The sequence below is a fragment of the Pigmentiphaga sp. YJ18 genome (assembly GCF_038066655.1).
Classification (GTDB): Bacteria; Pseudomonadota; Gammaproteobacteria; order Burkholderiales; family Burkholderiaceae_B; genus Pigmentiphaga.
The window spans coordinates 1,322,846-1,337,852 of the sequence record NZ_JBBUKU010000001.1 but is presented as its reverse complement, the minus strand read 5'-3'; the positions used below and the strand labels follow the sequence as shown (position 1 = coordinate 1,337,852).

Here is a 15,007-nt window from a genome sequence, read left to right as displayed (position 1 = left end):
GCCCGGTCCGTCAATCACCGGCAGCCTCCGCAGGTTGGGGTGGCGTGTCGGGCACGGGCCCGCCCGGGCGCTTGCCCAGCAGCCAAAAGTCGAATACCTGGCGCGCCACGGGCGCGGCCACGGTGGCGCCCCAGCCGGCGTTCTCGACGATCAGGGCCACCGCGATGCGCGGATGGTCCAGCGGCGCGAAGGCCATGAACAGGGCGTGGTCGCGCAGCCGCTCGTCGATGCGGCTGGCGTTGTAGCGTTCCCCCGAACGCAGGCTGTAGACCTGCGCCGTGCCGGTCTTGCCCGCCGCGACGTAGGGCGCGCCGGCGAAGGCCCGTGCCGCCGTGCCGCTGCGCGTGACCGAGGCCATGGCCTGCTTGATCATCTTGATGTTCTCGGGCTTGAGCGGAATGCGGTAGCTTTCGTGCGGAACGGTCAGGGTCTGTTCGCCGGTGGCGCTGTCCTGCAAGGACTTGACCAGGTGGGGCTTCATGTAGACGCCGTCGTTGGCCAGCACCGAAGTGGCCTGGGCCAGCTGCAGCAGCGTGAAGGCGTTGTAGCCCTGGCCCACGCCGATGGAAATGGTCTCGCCCGCGTACCAGCGCTGCTGCTCGGGCTTGGAATAGGCCCGCCGCTTCCAGGCGGTGGACGGCAGGATGCCGGTCTTTTCGCCACCCAGGTCGATGCCGGTGATCTGGCCGAAGCCGAAGGGCTTCATGAAATCGTGGATGGCATCCACGCCCAGGTCGGCGGCCAGCGAATAGAAGTAGGTGTCGGACGAGACTTCCAGCGCGCGGCGCATGTCTATCGTGCCGTAGGCCCGCTCCCCGGAGTTGCGGTAGCGGCGGTCGCCGAACTCGAAATAGCCGGGGTCGTACATGGTGCCGGTGAAGGTCCGCTTGCCCAGTTCCAGTCCGGCCAACGCCATGAAGGGCTTGTAGGTGGAGCCGATGGGATAGGTGCCGTACAGCGGCCGGTTGATCAGCGGGCGATCGGGCGATTCGTTCAGCGCCTTCCAATTGTCCACGTCGATGCCGTCGACGAACAGGTTGGGATCGAACGACGGGCGCGAGACGAAGGCCAGGATGTCGCCCGAGGCGGGCTCGATCGCCACCAGCGCGCCCCGCCGGTTGCCGAACGCCGCCTCGGCGATCTTCTGCAATTCGACGTCGATGGACAGGATCAGGTTCTTGCCCGAGACCGGAGGCGTGCGCGACAGGGTGCGCACCGCGCGGCCCGAGGCGGTCACCTCGACCTCTTCGACCCCGGTCTTGCCGTGCAGGACGCCTTCGTAGGACTTCTCCAGGCCTTCCTTGCCTATGTAGTCGGTGCCCCGATAGTTGGAAATGGTGCCATCTTCCTCCAACCTGTTGATATCCCGCTGCGAAATCCGCCCTATGTAGCCGACCACGTGCGCCGCAGTCTCGCCCTGGGGGTAGTGGCGCAGCAGCCGCGCGCGGATCTCCACACCCGGAAAACGATAGGCCTGCGCGGCGAAGCGGGCGACCTCCTCGTCGGTCAGGCGGCTGCGGATGGGCAGGCTCTCGAACCGCCGCGATTCGCCCAGCAACTGGCGGAAACGGCGGCGGTCGCGGGCATCGATGTTCACCACCTCGCCCAGTTGCTCGATGGTCTCGTCCAGCTTGCCCGCCTTGGACGGCGTGATTTCCAGCGTATAGGCCGAGTAGTTGCGGGCCAGCAGCGCGCCGTTGCGGTCCACCACGATGCCCCGGTGGGGCGTGATGGGTACGACCGAGATGCGGTTCTGCTCGGCCCGCGCGGCATAGGCATCGTGGTTGGCGACCTGCAGATACCAGAACCGGGACCCGAGCAGCCCGAAGCAGACGAGGACGATCCCCACCGCCACCAGCAGGCGCAGGCGGAAATGCTGGAGTTCGCGCTCGGTATTCTTGAGTTCGGTCATGTGCTACGGAAACCCGGCCCCAGTGGGGCCGGACGGTGTTACGAGATGCCGGTGGCGGGCCTGCGCTAGATGGGACGCGTGTCGTCGGGGTCCACCGCCCTGCGCTGGGGGGCTTGCAGGATCCAGCCCGCCAGCGGCCACAGCAGGGCCGAGATCACGCTGTTCAGCGCCCACCACCAGCCCGGCCAGGTGCCGTCGAGCCAGCCTCGGATAGAGAATACCGTGAGTTCGGAGACGAAAAAAACCGGCAGCACGTGCAAGGCCTGCAGCCAGGGCGAGAACCACGACAGCCGCCGGTGCATCAGCAGCGCCAGGTAGACCATCAGGGTGTAGGACAGCGCATGCTCGCCCAGGCGGGCCGACCCGTGCACGTCCATCAGGATGCCGAAGACGAAGGCGGTCAGCATGCCCACGCGCCGGGGCTCGTGGACGCTCCAGAATACCAGGCAGATCGCCAGCGCGTCGGGAATGCCGCCCACCTGGCCCCAGGGCAGCAGGTTGAGCAGCCAGGCCAGGAACAGCGTCAGCCAGATGAAGCGGGGTTCGACCGGCAAGAGCAGATGTTCAGTCGGAACCCGGGAACGCGGCAGTGTCGAGGGAGCTTTCAACGAAGGTCCCCCCCTACGCGCTTACGCGCGCCCCCCAGGGGGCGGCACTGGCGGACCGGCGGAGCCGGATCCGCTGTGCCCTGGATGAGGAAGTGTGCTTTCATCGGCTGGGGGTAGCGCGGGGCGCCATGGATGATGGGGACGACTTGTCCGACTGTTCACTTTTGGAGGATTCGTCCCCCGGCGCGTTGTTAAGTTCCTGCGGCTTGATGGTCTGCAGCACCAGGAAATGCCGGTAGCGCTCCACGCCGGCCACCGGCTTGCACAGGATGCGGGCGAAGCCGGAACTGGCGTCGCGCTCGACCGATTCGACCGTGGCCACGGGCAGGCCCTCGGGATAGATGCCGTCCAGCCCGCTGGTGACCAGGGTGTCGCCCACCTGGATGTCGGCGTCGGACGCCATGAACCGCAGGCCCAGCCGGCCCGGGATCTCGCCGCCGGACGTGATGCCGCGCAAGCCGTTGCGCAGCACCTGGATGGGAATGGACTGCACGCGGTCGGTCAGCAGCGCGACCTCGGAGGTCATGGGCGAGGTGCGCACCACCTGCCCCACCACGCCGCCGTCGTCGATGACCGGCATGCCGGCGATGATGCCGTAGTGGCTGCCCTTGTCGATGATCAGCCGGCGCGAGAACGCGTCGCGCGACTCGTACAGCACCTGTACCAGGACGGCGGGGGCCGGGACGCGTTCGCTGGCGCCCAGCAGCCGGCGCAACTGGGCGTTCTCGGAGGCCAGTTGCGCGGCCTGGGCGGTGGACTGGGCCATCTCGATGCGCTGGCGGCGCATCAGCTCGATTTCCTGCTGGACGCTGCTGTTGACCTCGAAGAAATCGGCCACGTAGCGCACGCCGTCCCGGGGCAGCAGCATGACGCGCTGGAACGGGTACAGCACCACGCTGACCGCTTCGCGCAAGGCGTCGAGCGCCCGCATGCGGGTGTCGACCACCAGCATGACCAGGGACAGGAAAACGAAGAACGCCAGCCGGACCAAGGCCGGCGGCCCCTGCTTGAAAAACGACGGTGGACTGTATTGCATGGAGATTGGTCCAGCGTCCGGCGATGCCGGGACAGGTCCCGATGAAAAAAGACCGGGGCGAACCGCTTGTCAGCCGCTTCGCCCCGTCGCGATGGCAACCACGAGGAAAGATTACTCGTTCGTGAAGATGGCGCCCAGTTTGTCCATGCGCTCGAGCGCCTGGCCGCAGCCGCGCACCACGCAGGTCAGCGGATCCTCGGCCACGATGACGGGCAGGCCGGTTTCTTCCTGCAACAGGCGGTCCAGGTCGCGCAGCAGCGCGCCGCCGCCGGTCAGCATGATGCCCTTCTCGGTGATGTCGGCGCCCAGTTCGGGCGGGGTCTGCTCCAGCGCGATCTTCACGGCCGAGACGATCTGGTTCAGCGGATCGGTCAGGGCCTCGAGGATTTCATTGGAGGAAACGGTGAAGCTGCGAGGGATGCCTTCGGACAGGTTGCGGCCCTTGACTTCCATTTCCTTGACCTCGGACCCGGGGAACGCCGATCCGATGGCCTTCTTGATGAGTTCGGCCGTGGGTTCGCCGATCAGCATGCCGTAGTTGCGGCGGATGTAGTTGACGATGGCCTCGTCGAACTTGTCGCCGCCCACGCGCACCGAACCCTTGTAGACCATGCCGCCCAGCGAGATCACGGCGACCTCGGTGGTGCCGCCGCCGATGTCCACCACCATCGAGCCGCTGGCGTCGGAGACCGACAGGCCGGCGCCGATGGCCGCGGCCATGGGTTCCTCGATCAGGAACACCTGGCTGGCGCCCGCGCCCAGGGCCGATTCCCGGATCGCCCGGCGCTCGACCTGCGTGGAGCCGCAGGGAACGCAGATGATGATGCGGGGGCTGGGGGCGAACAGGCCCTTGGGGTGGACCATGCGGATGAACTGCTTGAGCATCTGCTCGGTCACGGTGAAGTCGGCGATCACGCCGTCCTTCATGGGACGGATGGCTTCGATGTTGCCGGGCACGCGGCCCAGCATCTGCTTGGCTTCCTTGCCCACCGCCTGGATCGTTTTCTTGCCGCTGGGCCCGCCTTCCTGGCGGATGGCCACCACCGAGGGTTCGTTCAGCACGATGCCCTTGCTGCGGACGTAGATCAGCGTGTTGGCGGTGCCAAGGTCGATCGCCAGATCATTGGAAAAATAACTGCGCAGGAAACTGAACATCGGGAATCTTTTATGAAGAACGGATGCGGGGTGGGCGGGTCCGGTAAACGCGAAATGATAACTTATAATCCTGCTTCAATACCCTGAAACTGCATCAAAGTTCTGCATTATTCTCGATTCTGCGGTCTTCGAAGCAGTGCTACGACCCACCCGGCCCCGAAGCGCGCCAGAGCCCTGTCCGACGCCGTTTCGCCGCCTTTCCATCACACTGCCATGGCGCTTACCGAAACCGACGTCACGCGCATCGCGCGGCTGGCCCGTCTCGAACTTGCGGGCGACACCCAGGCCCGCGTCCTGAAGGACCTGAACGGCATCTTCGGCCTGATCGAGCAATTGCAGGCGGTCGATACCCAGGGCGTGGAACCGCTCACCCATCCCATCTCGGCCATCGAGGACGTGGTCCTGCGCCTGCGCGAGGACGCCGCCACCGAGCCGGCCACCGCCGAATCGCGCGACGCCCTGCTGGCCAACGCCCCGGCCGTCCAGGACGGCCTGTTCCTGGTGCCCAAGGTCATCGAGTAAGCCCATGCCACAACCCCTGCACACCGAATTCGCCGGCATCGCCGAGCTGCGCAAGGCCCTGGACGAGCGCCGGGTCTCGGCCGTCGAACTGGCGCAGAGCGCGCTCGAGGCCATTGCCGCCCGCCACGAACTCAACGCCTTCCTGCACGTGGACCCCGAACTGACGCTGGCCCAGGCCCGCGCCGCCGACGCCGCACTGGCGGGCGGCCAGGCCGGCCAGCTGACCGGCATCCCCATCGCCCACAAGGACGTCTTCGTCACCCGCGGCTGGCGCACCACGGCGGCCAGCGCCATGCTGAAGGACTACGTCAGCCCGTTCGACGCCACCGTGGTCGAACGGCTGGCCGCGGCGGGTGCGGTCACCCTGGGCAAGCTCAACTGCGACGAGTTCGCGATGGGCTCGTCCAACGAGAACTCGGCCTACGGTCCGGTCCTGAACCCCTGGGACACCGCGGCCGTGCCCGGCGGCTCGTCCGGCGGCTCGGCCGCCGCGGTCGCCGCGGGCCTGGCCGTGGGCGCCACCGCCACCGACACCGGCGGCTCGATCCGGCAGCCGGCCTCGCTGTGCGGCGTCAGCGGCATCAAGCCCACCTACGGCACCGTGTCCCGCTACGGCATGATCGCCTACGGCTCCAGCCTGGACCAGGGCGGCCCCATCGCCCGCCACGCGCGCGACCTGCTGGAACTGCTGGATCCCATCACCGGCTTCGACCCGCGCGACTCCACCAGCCTGGAACGCTGCGGCGCCGAACCCAACGCCCCCGGCCGCGTGCGCGCGGCGTTCGACGCATTCGCCGCGCGGGCCCAGGGCGACAAGCCGCTGGCCGGCCTGCGCATCGGCATCCCGCGCGAATTCTTCGGCGCCGGCCTGGCCGACGACGTGCGCATGGCCATCGAGGCCGCGCTGCAGCAGTTCGAGGCGCTGGGCGCCCAGCGGGTGGACATTTCCCTGCCGCGCACGGAGCTGTCCATCCCGGCCTACTACGTCATCGCCCCGGCCGAGGCCTCGAGCAACCTCTCGCGCTACGACGGCGTGCGCTACGGCCACCGCGCGGCCGAATACCGCGACCTGGCCGACATGACCAGCCGCTCGCGCGCCGAGGGCTTCGGCCTGGAAGTGCAGCGCCGCATCCTGACCGGCGCCTACGTGCTGTCGCACGGCTACTACGACGCCTACTACCTGCAGGCGCAGAAGGTGCGCCGGCTGGTGGCCGACGATTTCCAGAAGGCGCTGCGGGACCAGTGCGACGTGATCGTCGGCCCCGTGTCCCCCACCGTGGCCTGGAACCTGGGCGAGAAGACGGACGATCCGGTGGCCATGTACCTGGCCGACATCTACACGCTCAGCCTGAACCTGGCGGGCCTGCCCGGGGTGTCCATCCCCTGCGGCTTCGGCCTGGGCCCGGTGCACGGCCAGCGCCCCGTCGGCCTGCAGATCATCGGCAATTATTTCGACGAAGGCCGGTTGCTGGCCGTCGCCGATGTTTTCCAACGAACCACGGATTGGCACACTCGCCGCCCCGGCAGCCTGTGACCTCCGCAGCGGAATGAACGTATGAACTGGGAAGTCGTCATCGGTCTGGAAACGCACGTGCAACTGTCCACGGCATCCAAGATCTTCTCGGGCAGCAGCACCCGCTTCGGGGCCCCGGCCAACATGCAGGCCAACGCCGTGGACCTCGCGCTGCCGGGCACGCTGCCGGTCATGAACCGGGGCGCGGTCGAACGCGCCATCAAGCTGGGCCTGGCGCTGGGCTCGCACGTCGCCCCGCGCTCCATCTTCGCCCGCAAGAACTACTTCTATCCCGACCTGCCCAAGAACTACCAGATCAGCCAGTACGAGATCCCGGTGGTGCAGGGCGGCTCGCTCACCTTCTTCGTGGGCGAGCGGGAAATGACCATCAACCTGACCCGGGCCCACCTGGAAGAGGACGCGGGCAAGTCGCTGCACGACGACTTCGCCGGTCCCCATGGCGAAAAGTCCACCGGCATCGACCTGAACCGCGCCGGCACCCCGCTGCTGGAAGTCGTGTCCGAGCCCGAGATGCGTTCGGCCGAGGAAGCCGTGGCCTACGCCAAGGCGCTGCACGCGCTGGTGGTCTGGCTGGGCATCTGCGACGGCAACATGCAGGAAGGCTCGTTCCGCATCGACGCCAACGTGTCCGTGCGCCCGGTGGGCCAGAAGGAATTCGGCACCCGCACCGAGACCAAGAACGTCAACTCGTTCCGCTTCCTGGAACGCGCCATCCAGTACGAAATCCGGCGCCAGATCGAGCTGATCGAGGACGGCGGCAAGGTGGTGCAGGAAACCCGCCTGTACGACCCCGACCGCGACGAGACCCGCAGCATGCGGTCCAAGGAAGACGCGCACGACTACCGCTACTTCCCCGACCCCGACCTGCCGCCGCTGGTGATCGCGCCGGAATGGATCGAGCGCGTGCGCGCCGACATGCCCGAGCTGCCCGGCGCCAAGCGCGCCCGCTTCGAGGCCGACTACGGCCTGCCCGCCTACGACGCCGCCCAGCTGACCGGCAGCCGCGACACGGCCGACTTCTTCGAGGCCACCGCCAAGGCCCTGCCCGCCGGCCAGGCCAAGCTGGCCGCCAACTGGGTCATGGGCGAACTGGCCGCCGCGCTGAACCGCGAGGAACAGGACATCGCCCAAAGCCCCGTCTCCAGCGCGCAACTGGGCAAGCTGCTGGCACGCATCGCCGACGGCACGATCTCGAACAAGATCGCCCGCGACGTGTTCGCCGCCATCTGGCAGGGCGAGCACGGCGGCGACGCCGATGCCATCATCGAAGCGCGCGGCCTCAAGCAGATCAGCGATACCGGCGCCATCGGCCAGATGATCGACGACGTGCTGGCCGCCAATCCCGCCATCGTGGCCGAATACCGCGCCGGCAAGGAAAAGGCCTTCAATTCGCTGGTCGGCCAGGTGATGAAGGCCGCCAAGGGCAAGGCCAATCCGCAGCAGGTCAACGAACTGCTGAAGCAGAAGCTGGCCTAGGGCCCTCATGGCACTGCGCGAACTCTGGCTGATCCGCCACGGGCAAAGCACGGCCAATGCCGGGGCGGCCACCTCCGAGGTGGGCGCCAGCCCGCTGACGGCGCTGGGGCGCGAACAGGCGCTCCTCGCGGCCAGCCAGATCGATCGCAATCCCGACCTGCTGATCGTCTCGCCCTTCATGCGCGCGCAGGAAACCGCCGCCCCCATCCTGGAAAAATGGCCAGGCACCCCGATGGAGGTCTGGCCCATCCAGGAGTTCACCTACCTGTCGGCCCTCAAGTGCGCGGGCCTGAACGTGCACGAACGCCGGCCCCTGGCCGACGCTTACTGGCAGCGCGCCGACCCCGACTACCGCGACGGCGACGACGCCGAATCGTTCTCCGAGTTCGCGGACCGGCTGCGCGCCTTCGACGAACGCGTGCGCACGCTGCCGGGCTTCGTCGTCGCGGTCGGCCACGGCCAGTTCTTCCACGCCTACCAGCTCGCGCTCGCGCGGGGGCTGGAAACCACGCCGCCCTGGATGCGGCGCTTCCGCGAGACCGACCTGGCGGCGCCCATCGAGAACGGGCAGGTCGTGCGGGTGGAACTCACGGCACGCGCCCTGCGTTGATGCGGTGCCCTCGGCGATTGGCCGGATTTCCTGGATAGTCCATCCAGCCCCCGGGGGCTGATCGGATCGGCCCACGCTCCTAAGCTGGAACCCTCGTTTCCATCGCACAGGAGTTTTCCATGGCAGACCATTCGATACGCGGCAAGGTCGCGCTGATCGCCGGCGGCGCGAAGAATCTCGGCGGGCTGATCGCGCGCGATCTGGCCGCGCAGGGCGCCAAGGCCGTCATCGTCCACTACAACAGCCCGGCGTCCGAGGCGGACGCCGACGCCACCGTGGCCGCGGTGCGCGCGGCGGGCGCCGAGTCGGCCGCCCTGCAGGCGGACCTGACGACGGCCGGGGCGGTGGAGAAGCTGTTCGCCGACGCCATCGCCGTGGCCGGGCGGCCGGACATCGCCATCAACACGGTGGGCAAGGTGCTGAAGAAACCCATCGTCGACATCAGCGAGACCGAATACGACGAGATGTCCGCGGTCAACGCCAAGTCGGCGTTCTTCTTCCTGAAGGAAGCCGGCCGCCACGTGAACGACAACGGCAAGGTCGTGACGCTGGTGACCTCGCTGCTGGGCGCGTTCACGCCGTTCTACGCGGCCTACGAGGGCACCAAGGCGCCGGTGGAACACTTCACCCGCGCGGCGGCCAAGGAGTTCGGCCAGCGCGGCATCTCGGTGACCGCGGTCGGCCCGGGACCGATGGATACGCCCTTCTTCTATCCCGCCGAGCAGGCCGAGGCGGTGGCGTACCACAAGACCGCGGCGGCCCTGTCGCCGTTCTCGAAGACCGGGCTGACCGACATCCACGACGTCGTCCCGTTCATCCGGCACCTGGTCAGCGACGGCTGGTGGATCACGGGCCAGACCATCCTCATCAACGGCGGCTACACCACCAAGTAGCGGCATCCTGCTCTATGCTTGGGACATGGATCGTTTCGACCAGTACCGCGTCTTCGTCCAGGTGGCGGAGATGGGCAGTTTCATCCAGGCCGCCCACGCGCTGGAGCTGCCCCGCGCCTCGGTGTCGGCGGCCGTCCGGCAACTGGAAGAGCAGGTCGGGGCGCGCCTCCTGCATCGCACGACCCGGCGTGTCGCCCTGACCGCCGACGGCCAGCAGTTGATCGAGCGGATACGGCCGCTGCTGGCCGAGGTCGAGGACATCGACCAGTTGTTCCATGCGCGCGGGAAGCAGTTGGCCGGACGCCTGACGGTGGACGTGCCCAGCCGCATCGCGCGGCGCCTGGTCGTGCCCGCGCTGCCCGGCCTGCTGCAGCGCCATCCCCGCCTGCAACTGCTGCTGCGTTCGGGCGACCGCGCCATCGATCTCGTGCGCGAAGGCGTGGACTGCGCGGTACGCATCGGCACCTTGCACGACAGCAGTCTGGTCGTGCGTCCGCTGGGCGACATCGCGCTGATCAATTGCGCCAGTCCGGCCTACCTGCGCCAGCACGGCGAACCCCGGCACCCCGACGAACTGGCCGGCGGCCATTGGGCCGTGGGCTATGCCTCGGCCACCACGGGGCGCGAGACGGCCTGGGAATACCTGGATGCAGGCGGCGAACCGCGCAGCCGGGACGTGCCCAGCCAGGTGGTGGTGAATAATGCCGAGAACTACATCGCCTGCTGCCGGATGGGCCTGGGGCTGATCCAGATCCCGCGCTTCGACGTGCGGCATCTGCTGGATGCCGGTGAACTGGTCGAGGTCATGCCCGGCCTGCGCCCCGCGCCCATGCCGGTCTCCCTGTTGTATCCCCATCGCCGGCAGCGGTCGCGCCGGCTGGGCGTGTTCGTGGAATGGTTCGAGGCGCTGATGCGGCCGCACCTGGACGCCTGAGCGCGCCGGAGATTCTTCCCGGTTCTCGGGAGATAAGTTTCTTTCATTACGGCGATGGCGCGCATCGCGCCCACAATGTGCCGGCACACGACAAGGAGCCGCGCATGACCATCGAACGCCTGAACGAAAACGCCCACATGAGCAAGATCGTGATCCACGACAACATCGTCTACATGTCGGGACAGGTCGCGGACGATCCGTCGCAGGACTTCGACGGCCAGTTGCGCCAGATCCTGGCCAAGCTCGACGCCCAGCTCGAGGGCATAGGCCTGGACCGCAAGCACATCCTGAGCGCCATGGTCTGGATCGACGACTACAAGAAATGGCCCAAGCTCAACGAGATCTGGGACCAATGGGTGATCGCCGGGCACAAGCCGGTACGCTCCTGCGTGGAGGCCAAGCTGGCCTTTCCCGAATACGAGGTCGAGATCGCCGTGACCGCGGCGCGCAAACTGTAGGCCAACGCCCCCGGGGGCACACGAGGCGCATCATGATCCCGACCCTTATCCGGCGAGCGTCGCTCGCCTTGCTGTTCGCGCTGACGGCTCCGGCGGCCCAGGCCCAGGAGCCCCTGAAGCTGGTGGTGGGCCTGCCCGCCGGCGGCAACTTCGACATCATCGCGCGCCTGCTGGCGGACAAGCTGCGCGTCTCGCTCAACCAGCCGGCCATCGTCGAGAATCGGCCGGGCGCGCAGGCGCGGCTGGCCATCCAGCACGTCAAGGCGGCCGCGCCCGACGGCAACACGCTGGTGGTGGCGCCGGGGGCGACCATCTACCTGTATCCGCACGTGTTCAAGAAGCTGGGCTATGACCCGTTCACCGAACTCGCGCCGGTGGCCAAGCTGCCGACCTGGGAACTGGGGCTGGCCGTGCCGGCCTCGTCCTCGGCGCGCAGCCTGCAGGACTTCCTGGCCTGGGCCAAGGCCCACCCCACGGCGGCCTTCTATGGCACGCCCTCGGCCGGCAGCATCCAGCATTTCCTGGGCGTCTCGCTGTCGCAGACCACCGGCGTGCGGATGGAGCACATCGGCTACAAGGGCGCCGCCGAAGTCATCACCGCGCTGGTCGGCGCGCAGATCCCGGCCGCGATCCTGAACATAGGCGAGATGCTGAACCTGCAGCAGGCCGGCAAGGTCCGCATCCTGGCCACCTTCGGCTCGCAGCGGGCGGCGGAGCTGCCGGAGGTGCCGACGGCGGCGGAACTGGGGCTGCGCATGGGCACGGCCCAGGGCTGGGGCGGCATCTACGCGCCGGCACGCACGCCGGATGCTCGCCTTGCCCAGTTGAACGCGGCCATCGTCCGGGCCTTGAAGGAGCCCGACGTGCGCGCGAAGCTGGCCCAGATGGGCATGACTCCGGTGGACAGCACGCCCCGGCAACTGGACGAACAAGGCCGCCGCGAGCTCGAACAATGGCGCCAGGCGGTGCAAGCCTCGGGCTTCAGCGCTGATTAGAGGTTCCCCCCCTACGCGCTTCGCGCGCCCCCCAGGGGGCGATGCGGGCGGACCGGCGGAGCCGGATCCACCGCATCCCGGGTCGAGTGGCGTCTGTCGCATGCGACGGATCGCTCATGGATGGATGGAATGAGGAAGCAAGGATGTTTTCTTTGACTACCCGCTTGGTGCATGGCGCGCCGACCGGCTGTTTGCAGACCGCCCGGGGCTGCTATCCGATCGCGGCATCGGCCCGGGCGCTCGGGATGGACGCGATGCCGGACAGCATCATCGGCCTGTTCCGCGACTGGGCCGCCCACCAGCCGGGGCTGGCGCGCATCGCAGGCGCCGAAGGCGAGCTGCGCGCGCTGGCCGTGCCGGCCGACGTCCCCGAACTGGCGCCGCTGCAATATCCCGGCAAGGTCCTGTGCGCCGGCGCCAACTACTACGATCATCTGGCCGAGATGAAGGTGCCCGACGCGCACGACAAGTCCGCGCAACGGCTGTTCTTTTTCTTCAAGCCCGCGCGGCAGGCGGTGGTGGGGCCCGGCGCCACCGTGCGCATTCCGCGCGGCTGCCAGTCCTTCGACTGGGAGATCGAACTGGCGCTGGTGATCGGCCGCGAGGCCCGCGCCATCGCGGCCCGGGACTGGCGCCAGCACGTCGCGGCCTATTGCGTGGCGATCGACTTTTCCGCCCGCGACCTGAACCGTGCGCCCGAGACCTTCTACAAGTTCGACTGGGTCGCGGGCAAGGCGCACGACACCAGTTGCCCGCTGGGTCCACTGGTGCCGGCCGCCTTCGTTCCCGACCCGCACGACCTGGCCATGCGCCTGGACGTCAACGGCGACGTCCGGCAGGACGCGCGCACCGCGGGCATGATCTTCGACATCGGCGAGCAACTGGCGACGCTGTCCCGCATCATGACGCTGGAGCCCGGCGACGTAGTGCTGACCGGCACCCCCGCTGGCGTGGGCGCCGCGCGGCGCAGCTTTCTTGCCGCGGGCGACGTGGTCAGCGCCCGGATCGAGTCCCTCGGCGCCCTGCGGGTGGAGATCCAGCCGCCGCTGGCCTGACGGCAGGCGGGGCGTCGGCTTCCCGCGCCCGCGCCTCCAGCCCCGCGATCTCGTGCACCACGTCCAGGAAATGGCCGACCGCCGGCGAGACCGGACGATGGGCATGGGTGATGACGCCCACGGGCGGAATCGTCAGCGGCAGGGCGAAGGGCAGAATGGCGAACAACCCTTGGTCGCGGTAGTAGGCGGCCACGCGTCCCGGCACGACGGCCAGCATGTCCGACTTCTGGATCACGGCCTGGCTGAGCAGCAGCGACGCGGTCTCCACGCGCGGCCGGGGCACCGCCACGCCGGCCTTCACGAACATCTGCTCGAACTGGGGCCGCATGGGCGCGAACTCGGTAGGCAGTATCCACTGCGAGGCGGCCAGTTCGGCCAGATCCAGCCGCCGCCGACGGGCCCAGGGATGGCCGCTGCGCACCACCACGCAGACGGGCTCGTCATACAGCAATTCGCTCTCGAACGCCGGATCCTGGGTCGCCGCGGTCAGGCGGCCCAGGACCACGTCCAGCTCCTGCCGCGCCAGCGCCGGCAGCAGCACCTCGTTGCTGCCTTCGGTGGCCAGCACCACCACGTCCGGCCAGCGGGCATGCAGGCGGTCCAACGCCGTGCCCAGCAGCACCGACACCGCCGCCGGGAACACCCCCACCCGCACGCGGCCGTGCGCGCCCTCGCGTATCAGCTGGACCTCGGTCAGGGAATCGCCCACGCTGCGCAGGATGCTGCGGGCCCACCGTATGGCCGCGTCGCCGCCCGGCGTGGGCCGCAGGCCGCTGGACGAACGCGTGAACAGCTGCGTGCCGTAGATGTCCTCGGCATCGCGCAGCAGCTTGCTGGCGGCGGGCTGCGTCATGCTCAGGCGCGCGGCGGCCTTGTGGATGCTGCCGGTGTTGTCCAGCACGTCGAGCAGCTCCAGGTGCCGCAGCCGCAGCCGGCCCCGCACGCGGTTGTCCAGCCGGATGTCCATGTTGCTCCCCCTGTCCCCCGTGCGCGGTCCGACGGGCGCGTTCATGCCTCTTCCCCGTACACGGTGCCGCACCAGGACGGCGACGCGCCCAACGCCGCCGACAGGATCCGGCCATGGGCCATCAGGAGGCCCCGGTGGCTTACCGCGTTCGGCTCCACCCGCTGCGCCAGGCCGGACAGCGTCAGCGCCCCCGCGAACGCGTCCTGGTCGCCGAACACCGGCACCGACCAGGACGTGACGAACTGGTGATAAAGGCCGCTGGAATGCGTGGGCAGGTCCTCGGGCAGCGCGATCCGCCCGTCGCCCACGACCCAGACGTGGAAGATCTGCCCGGTGGCGCTGCCGTCGAAGGGCAGCAGGCTGCCGGCGGTAAGCTGGTCGTGCATGCCCTCGTTGGGCTGGATGCGGAACAGGCACAGGCGCTGGCCTTCGCTGGCCACGTAGTAGGACGCGGTTTCCCCGCTTGCCCGCGACAGCTCGCGCAACTGCGGCACGACCACGTCGGCCAGGCGGAAACTTCGCTCGCACACCCGGCCCAGGTACAGTACGCGCGGGCCCAGCGAATAGCGGCCGTCGGCATGGCGCACCACGTAGCGCGTGCGCACCAGCGAGTTCAGCAGGCGGTAGATGGTGGTCTTGTGCAGCGGCAGCCGGGCGGAGAAATCGGCCAGGCTGAGGCGGTCGGCATCCAGCCGGAAACAGTCCAGGATGGCCATGGCCCGCTCCACGGCGGTCACGCCTTCGTTGCTCATGCGGCTTTCCTTGCGTGCGGGGCGGGCTTTCTTGCCTGCATTGTCGTTGTATAGAGTACAACGAAATTGTATGGATTAAAGTCGTATCGAGCGGCCAGCC

The 15,007-nt window shown here is 68.5% G+C and carries 15 protein-coding genes; 9 read left to right on the top strand and 6 right to left on the bottom strand.

Features of this window, described 5'->3' with window-relative positions; genetic code table 11:
* Positions 1-10: 10 nt before the first annotated feature.
* From mrdA to WKR98_RS06535, 4 genes are all read right to left on the bottom strand, one after another.
* The gene (gene mrdA, locus WKR98_RS06550) at positions 11-1,912 is read right to left on the bottom strand and encodes a penicillin-binding protein 2 (RefSeq protein WP_124687378.1); all 1,902 of its coding nucleotides are present in this window, start codon (positions 1,910-1,912) and stop codon (positions 11-13) included.
* A 65-nt stretch (positions 1,913-1,977) separates the two neighbouring features.
* Positions 1,978-2,466, bottom strand: coding sequence for a rod shape-determining protein MreD (gene mreD / locus WKR98_RS06545; RefSeq protein ID WP_238160263.1), 489 nt, complete (start codon positions 2,464-2,466; stop codon positions 1,978-1,980).
* Positions 2,467-2,620: 154 nt separating this feature from the next.
* Entirely contained in the window at positions 2,621-3,556 is a 936-nt protein-coding gene (mreC, locus tag WKR98_RS06540; RefSeq protein WP_370282730.1) for a rod shape-determining protein MreC, read from the bottom strand.
* Positions 3,557-3,667: 111 nt separating this feature from the next.
* Positions 3,668-4,711, bottom strand: a complete 1,044-nt coding sequence (locus WKR98_RS06535) for a rod shape-determining protein (RefSeq protein ID WP_087778192.1) — start codon at positions 4,709-4,711, stop codon at positions 3,668-3,670.
* Positions 4,712-4,924: 213 nt separating this feature from the next.
* Between WKR98_RS06535 and gatC the strand changes: the two genes are divergently transcribed.
* From gatC to WKR98_RS06490, 9 genes are all read left to right on the top strand, one after another.
* On the top strand, positions 4,925-5,233 hold the full coding sequence (gatC, locus tag WKR98_RS06530) for an Asp-tRNA(Asn)/Glu-tRNA(Gln) amidotransferase subunit GatC (protein ID WP_124687376.1): 309 nt from the start codon (positions 4,925-4,927) through the stop codon (positions 5,231-5,233).
* A gap of 4 nt (positions 5,234-5,237) precedes the next feature.
* Positions 5,238-6,767, top strand: coding sequence for an Asp-tRNA(Asn)/Glu-tRNA(Gln) amidotransferase subunit GatA (gene gatA / locus WKR98_RS06525; RefSeq protein ID WP_341432410.1), 1,530 nt, complete (start codon positions 5,238-5,240; stop codon positions 6,765-6,767).
* A gap of 21 nt (positions 6,768-6,788) precedes the next feature.
* On the top strand, positions 6,789-8,243 hold the full coding sequence (gene gatB, locus WKR98_RS06520) for an Asp-tRNA(Asn)/Glu-tRNA(Gln) amidotransferase subunit GatB (protein WP_341432409.1): 1,455 nt from the start codon (positions 6,789-6,791) through the stop codon (positions 8,241-8,243).
* 7 nt (positions 8,244-8,250) lie between these two features.
* The gene (locus tag WKR98_RS06515; protein ID WP_124687373.1) at positions 8,251-8,853 is read left to right on the top strand and encodes a histidine phosphatase family protein; all 603 of its coding nucleotides are present in this window, start codon (positions 8,251-8,253) and stop codon (positions 8,851-8,853) included.
* Positions 8,854-8,972: 119 nt separating this feature from the next.
* On the top strand, positions 8,973-9,746 hold the full coding sequence (locus WKR98_RS06510; protein ID WP_341432408.1) for an SDR family oxidoreductase: 774 nt from the start codon (positions 8,973-8,975) through the stop codon (positions 9,744-9,746).
* A gap of 25 nt (positions 9,747-9,771) precedes the next feature.
* The gene (locus tag WKR98_RS06505; RefSeq protein ID WP_341432407.1) at positions 9,772-10,680 is read left to right on the top strand and encodes a LysR family transcriptional regulator; all 909 of its coding nucleotides are present in this window, start codon (positions 9,772-9,774) and stop codon (positions 10,678-10,680) included.
* Between the two features lie 104 nt (positions 10,681-10,784).
* The gene (locus WKR98_RS06500; protein ID WP_124687370.1) at positions 10,785-11,138 is read left to right on the top strand and encodes a RidA family protein; all 354 of its coding nucleotides are present in this window, start codon (positions 10,785-10,787) and stop codon (positions 11,136-11,138) included.
* Positions 11,139-11,170: 32 nt separating this feature from the next.
* Positions 11,171-12,133, top strand: coding sequence for a tripartite tricarboxylate transporter substrate-binding protein (locus WKR98_RS06495; protein WP_341432406.1), 963 nt, complete (start codon positions 11,171-11,173; stop codon positions 12,131-12,133).
* 143 nt (positions 12,134-12,276) lie between these two features.
* Positions 12,277-13,188, top strand: a complete 912-nt coding sequence (locus WKR98_RS06490; RefSeq protein WP_341432405.1) for a fumarylacetoacetate hydrolase family protein — start codon at positions 12,277-12,279, stop codon at positions 13,186-13,188.
* On the opposite strand, the gene WKR98_RS06485 is transcribed toward WKR98_RS06490, so the two are convergent.
* Both WKR98_RS06485 and WKR98_RS06480 read right to left on the bottom strand, forming a co-directional pair.
* The gene (locus WKR98_RS06485; protein WP_341432404.1) at positions 13,127-14,200 is read right to left on the bottom strand and encodes a LysR family transcriptional regulator; all 1,074 of its coding nucleotides are present in this window, start codon (positions 14,198-14,200) and stop codon (positions 13,127-13,129) included. The genes WKR98_RS06490 and WKR98_RS06485 overlap by 62 nt on opposite strands.
* Entirely contained in the window at positions 14,197-14,907 is a 711-nt protein-coding gene (locus WKR98_RS06480) for an IclR family transcriptional regulator (protein WP_341432403.1), read from the bottom strand. Before WKR98_RS06480 ends, WKR98_RS06485 begins: the two co-directional genes overlap by 4 nt.
* Between the last annotated feature and the right edge of the window lie 100 nt (positions 14,908-15,007).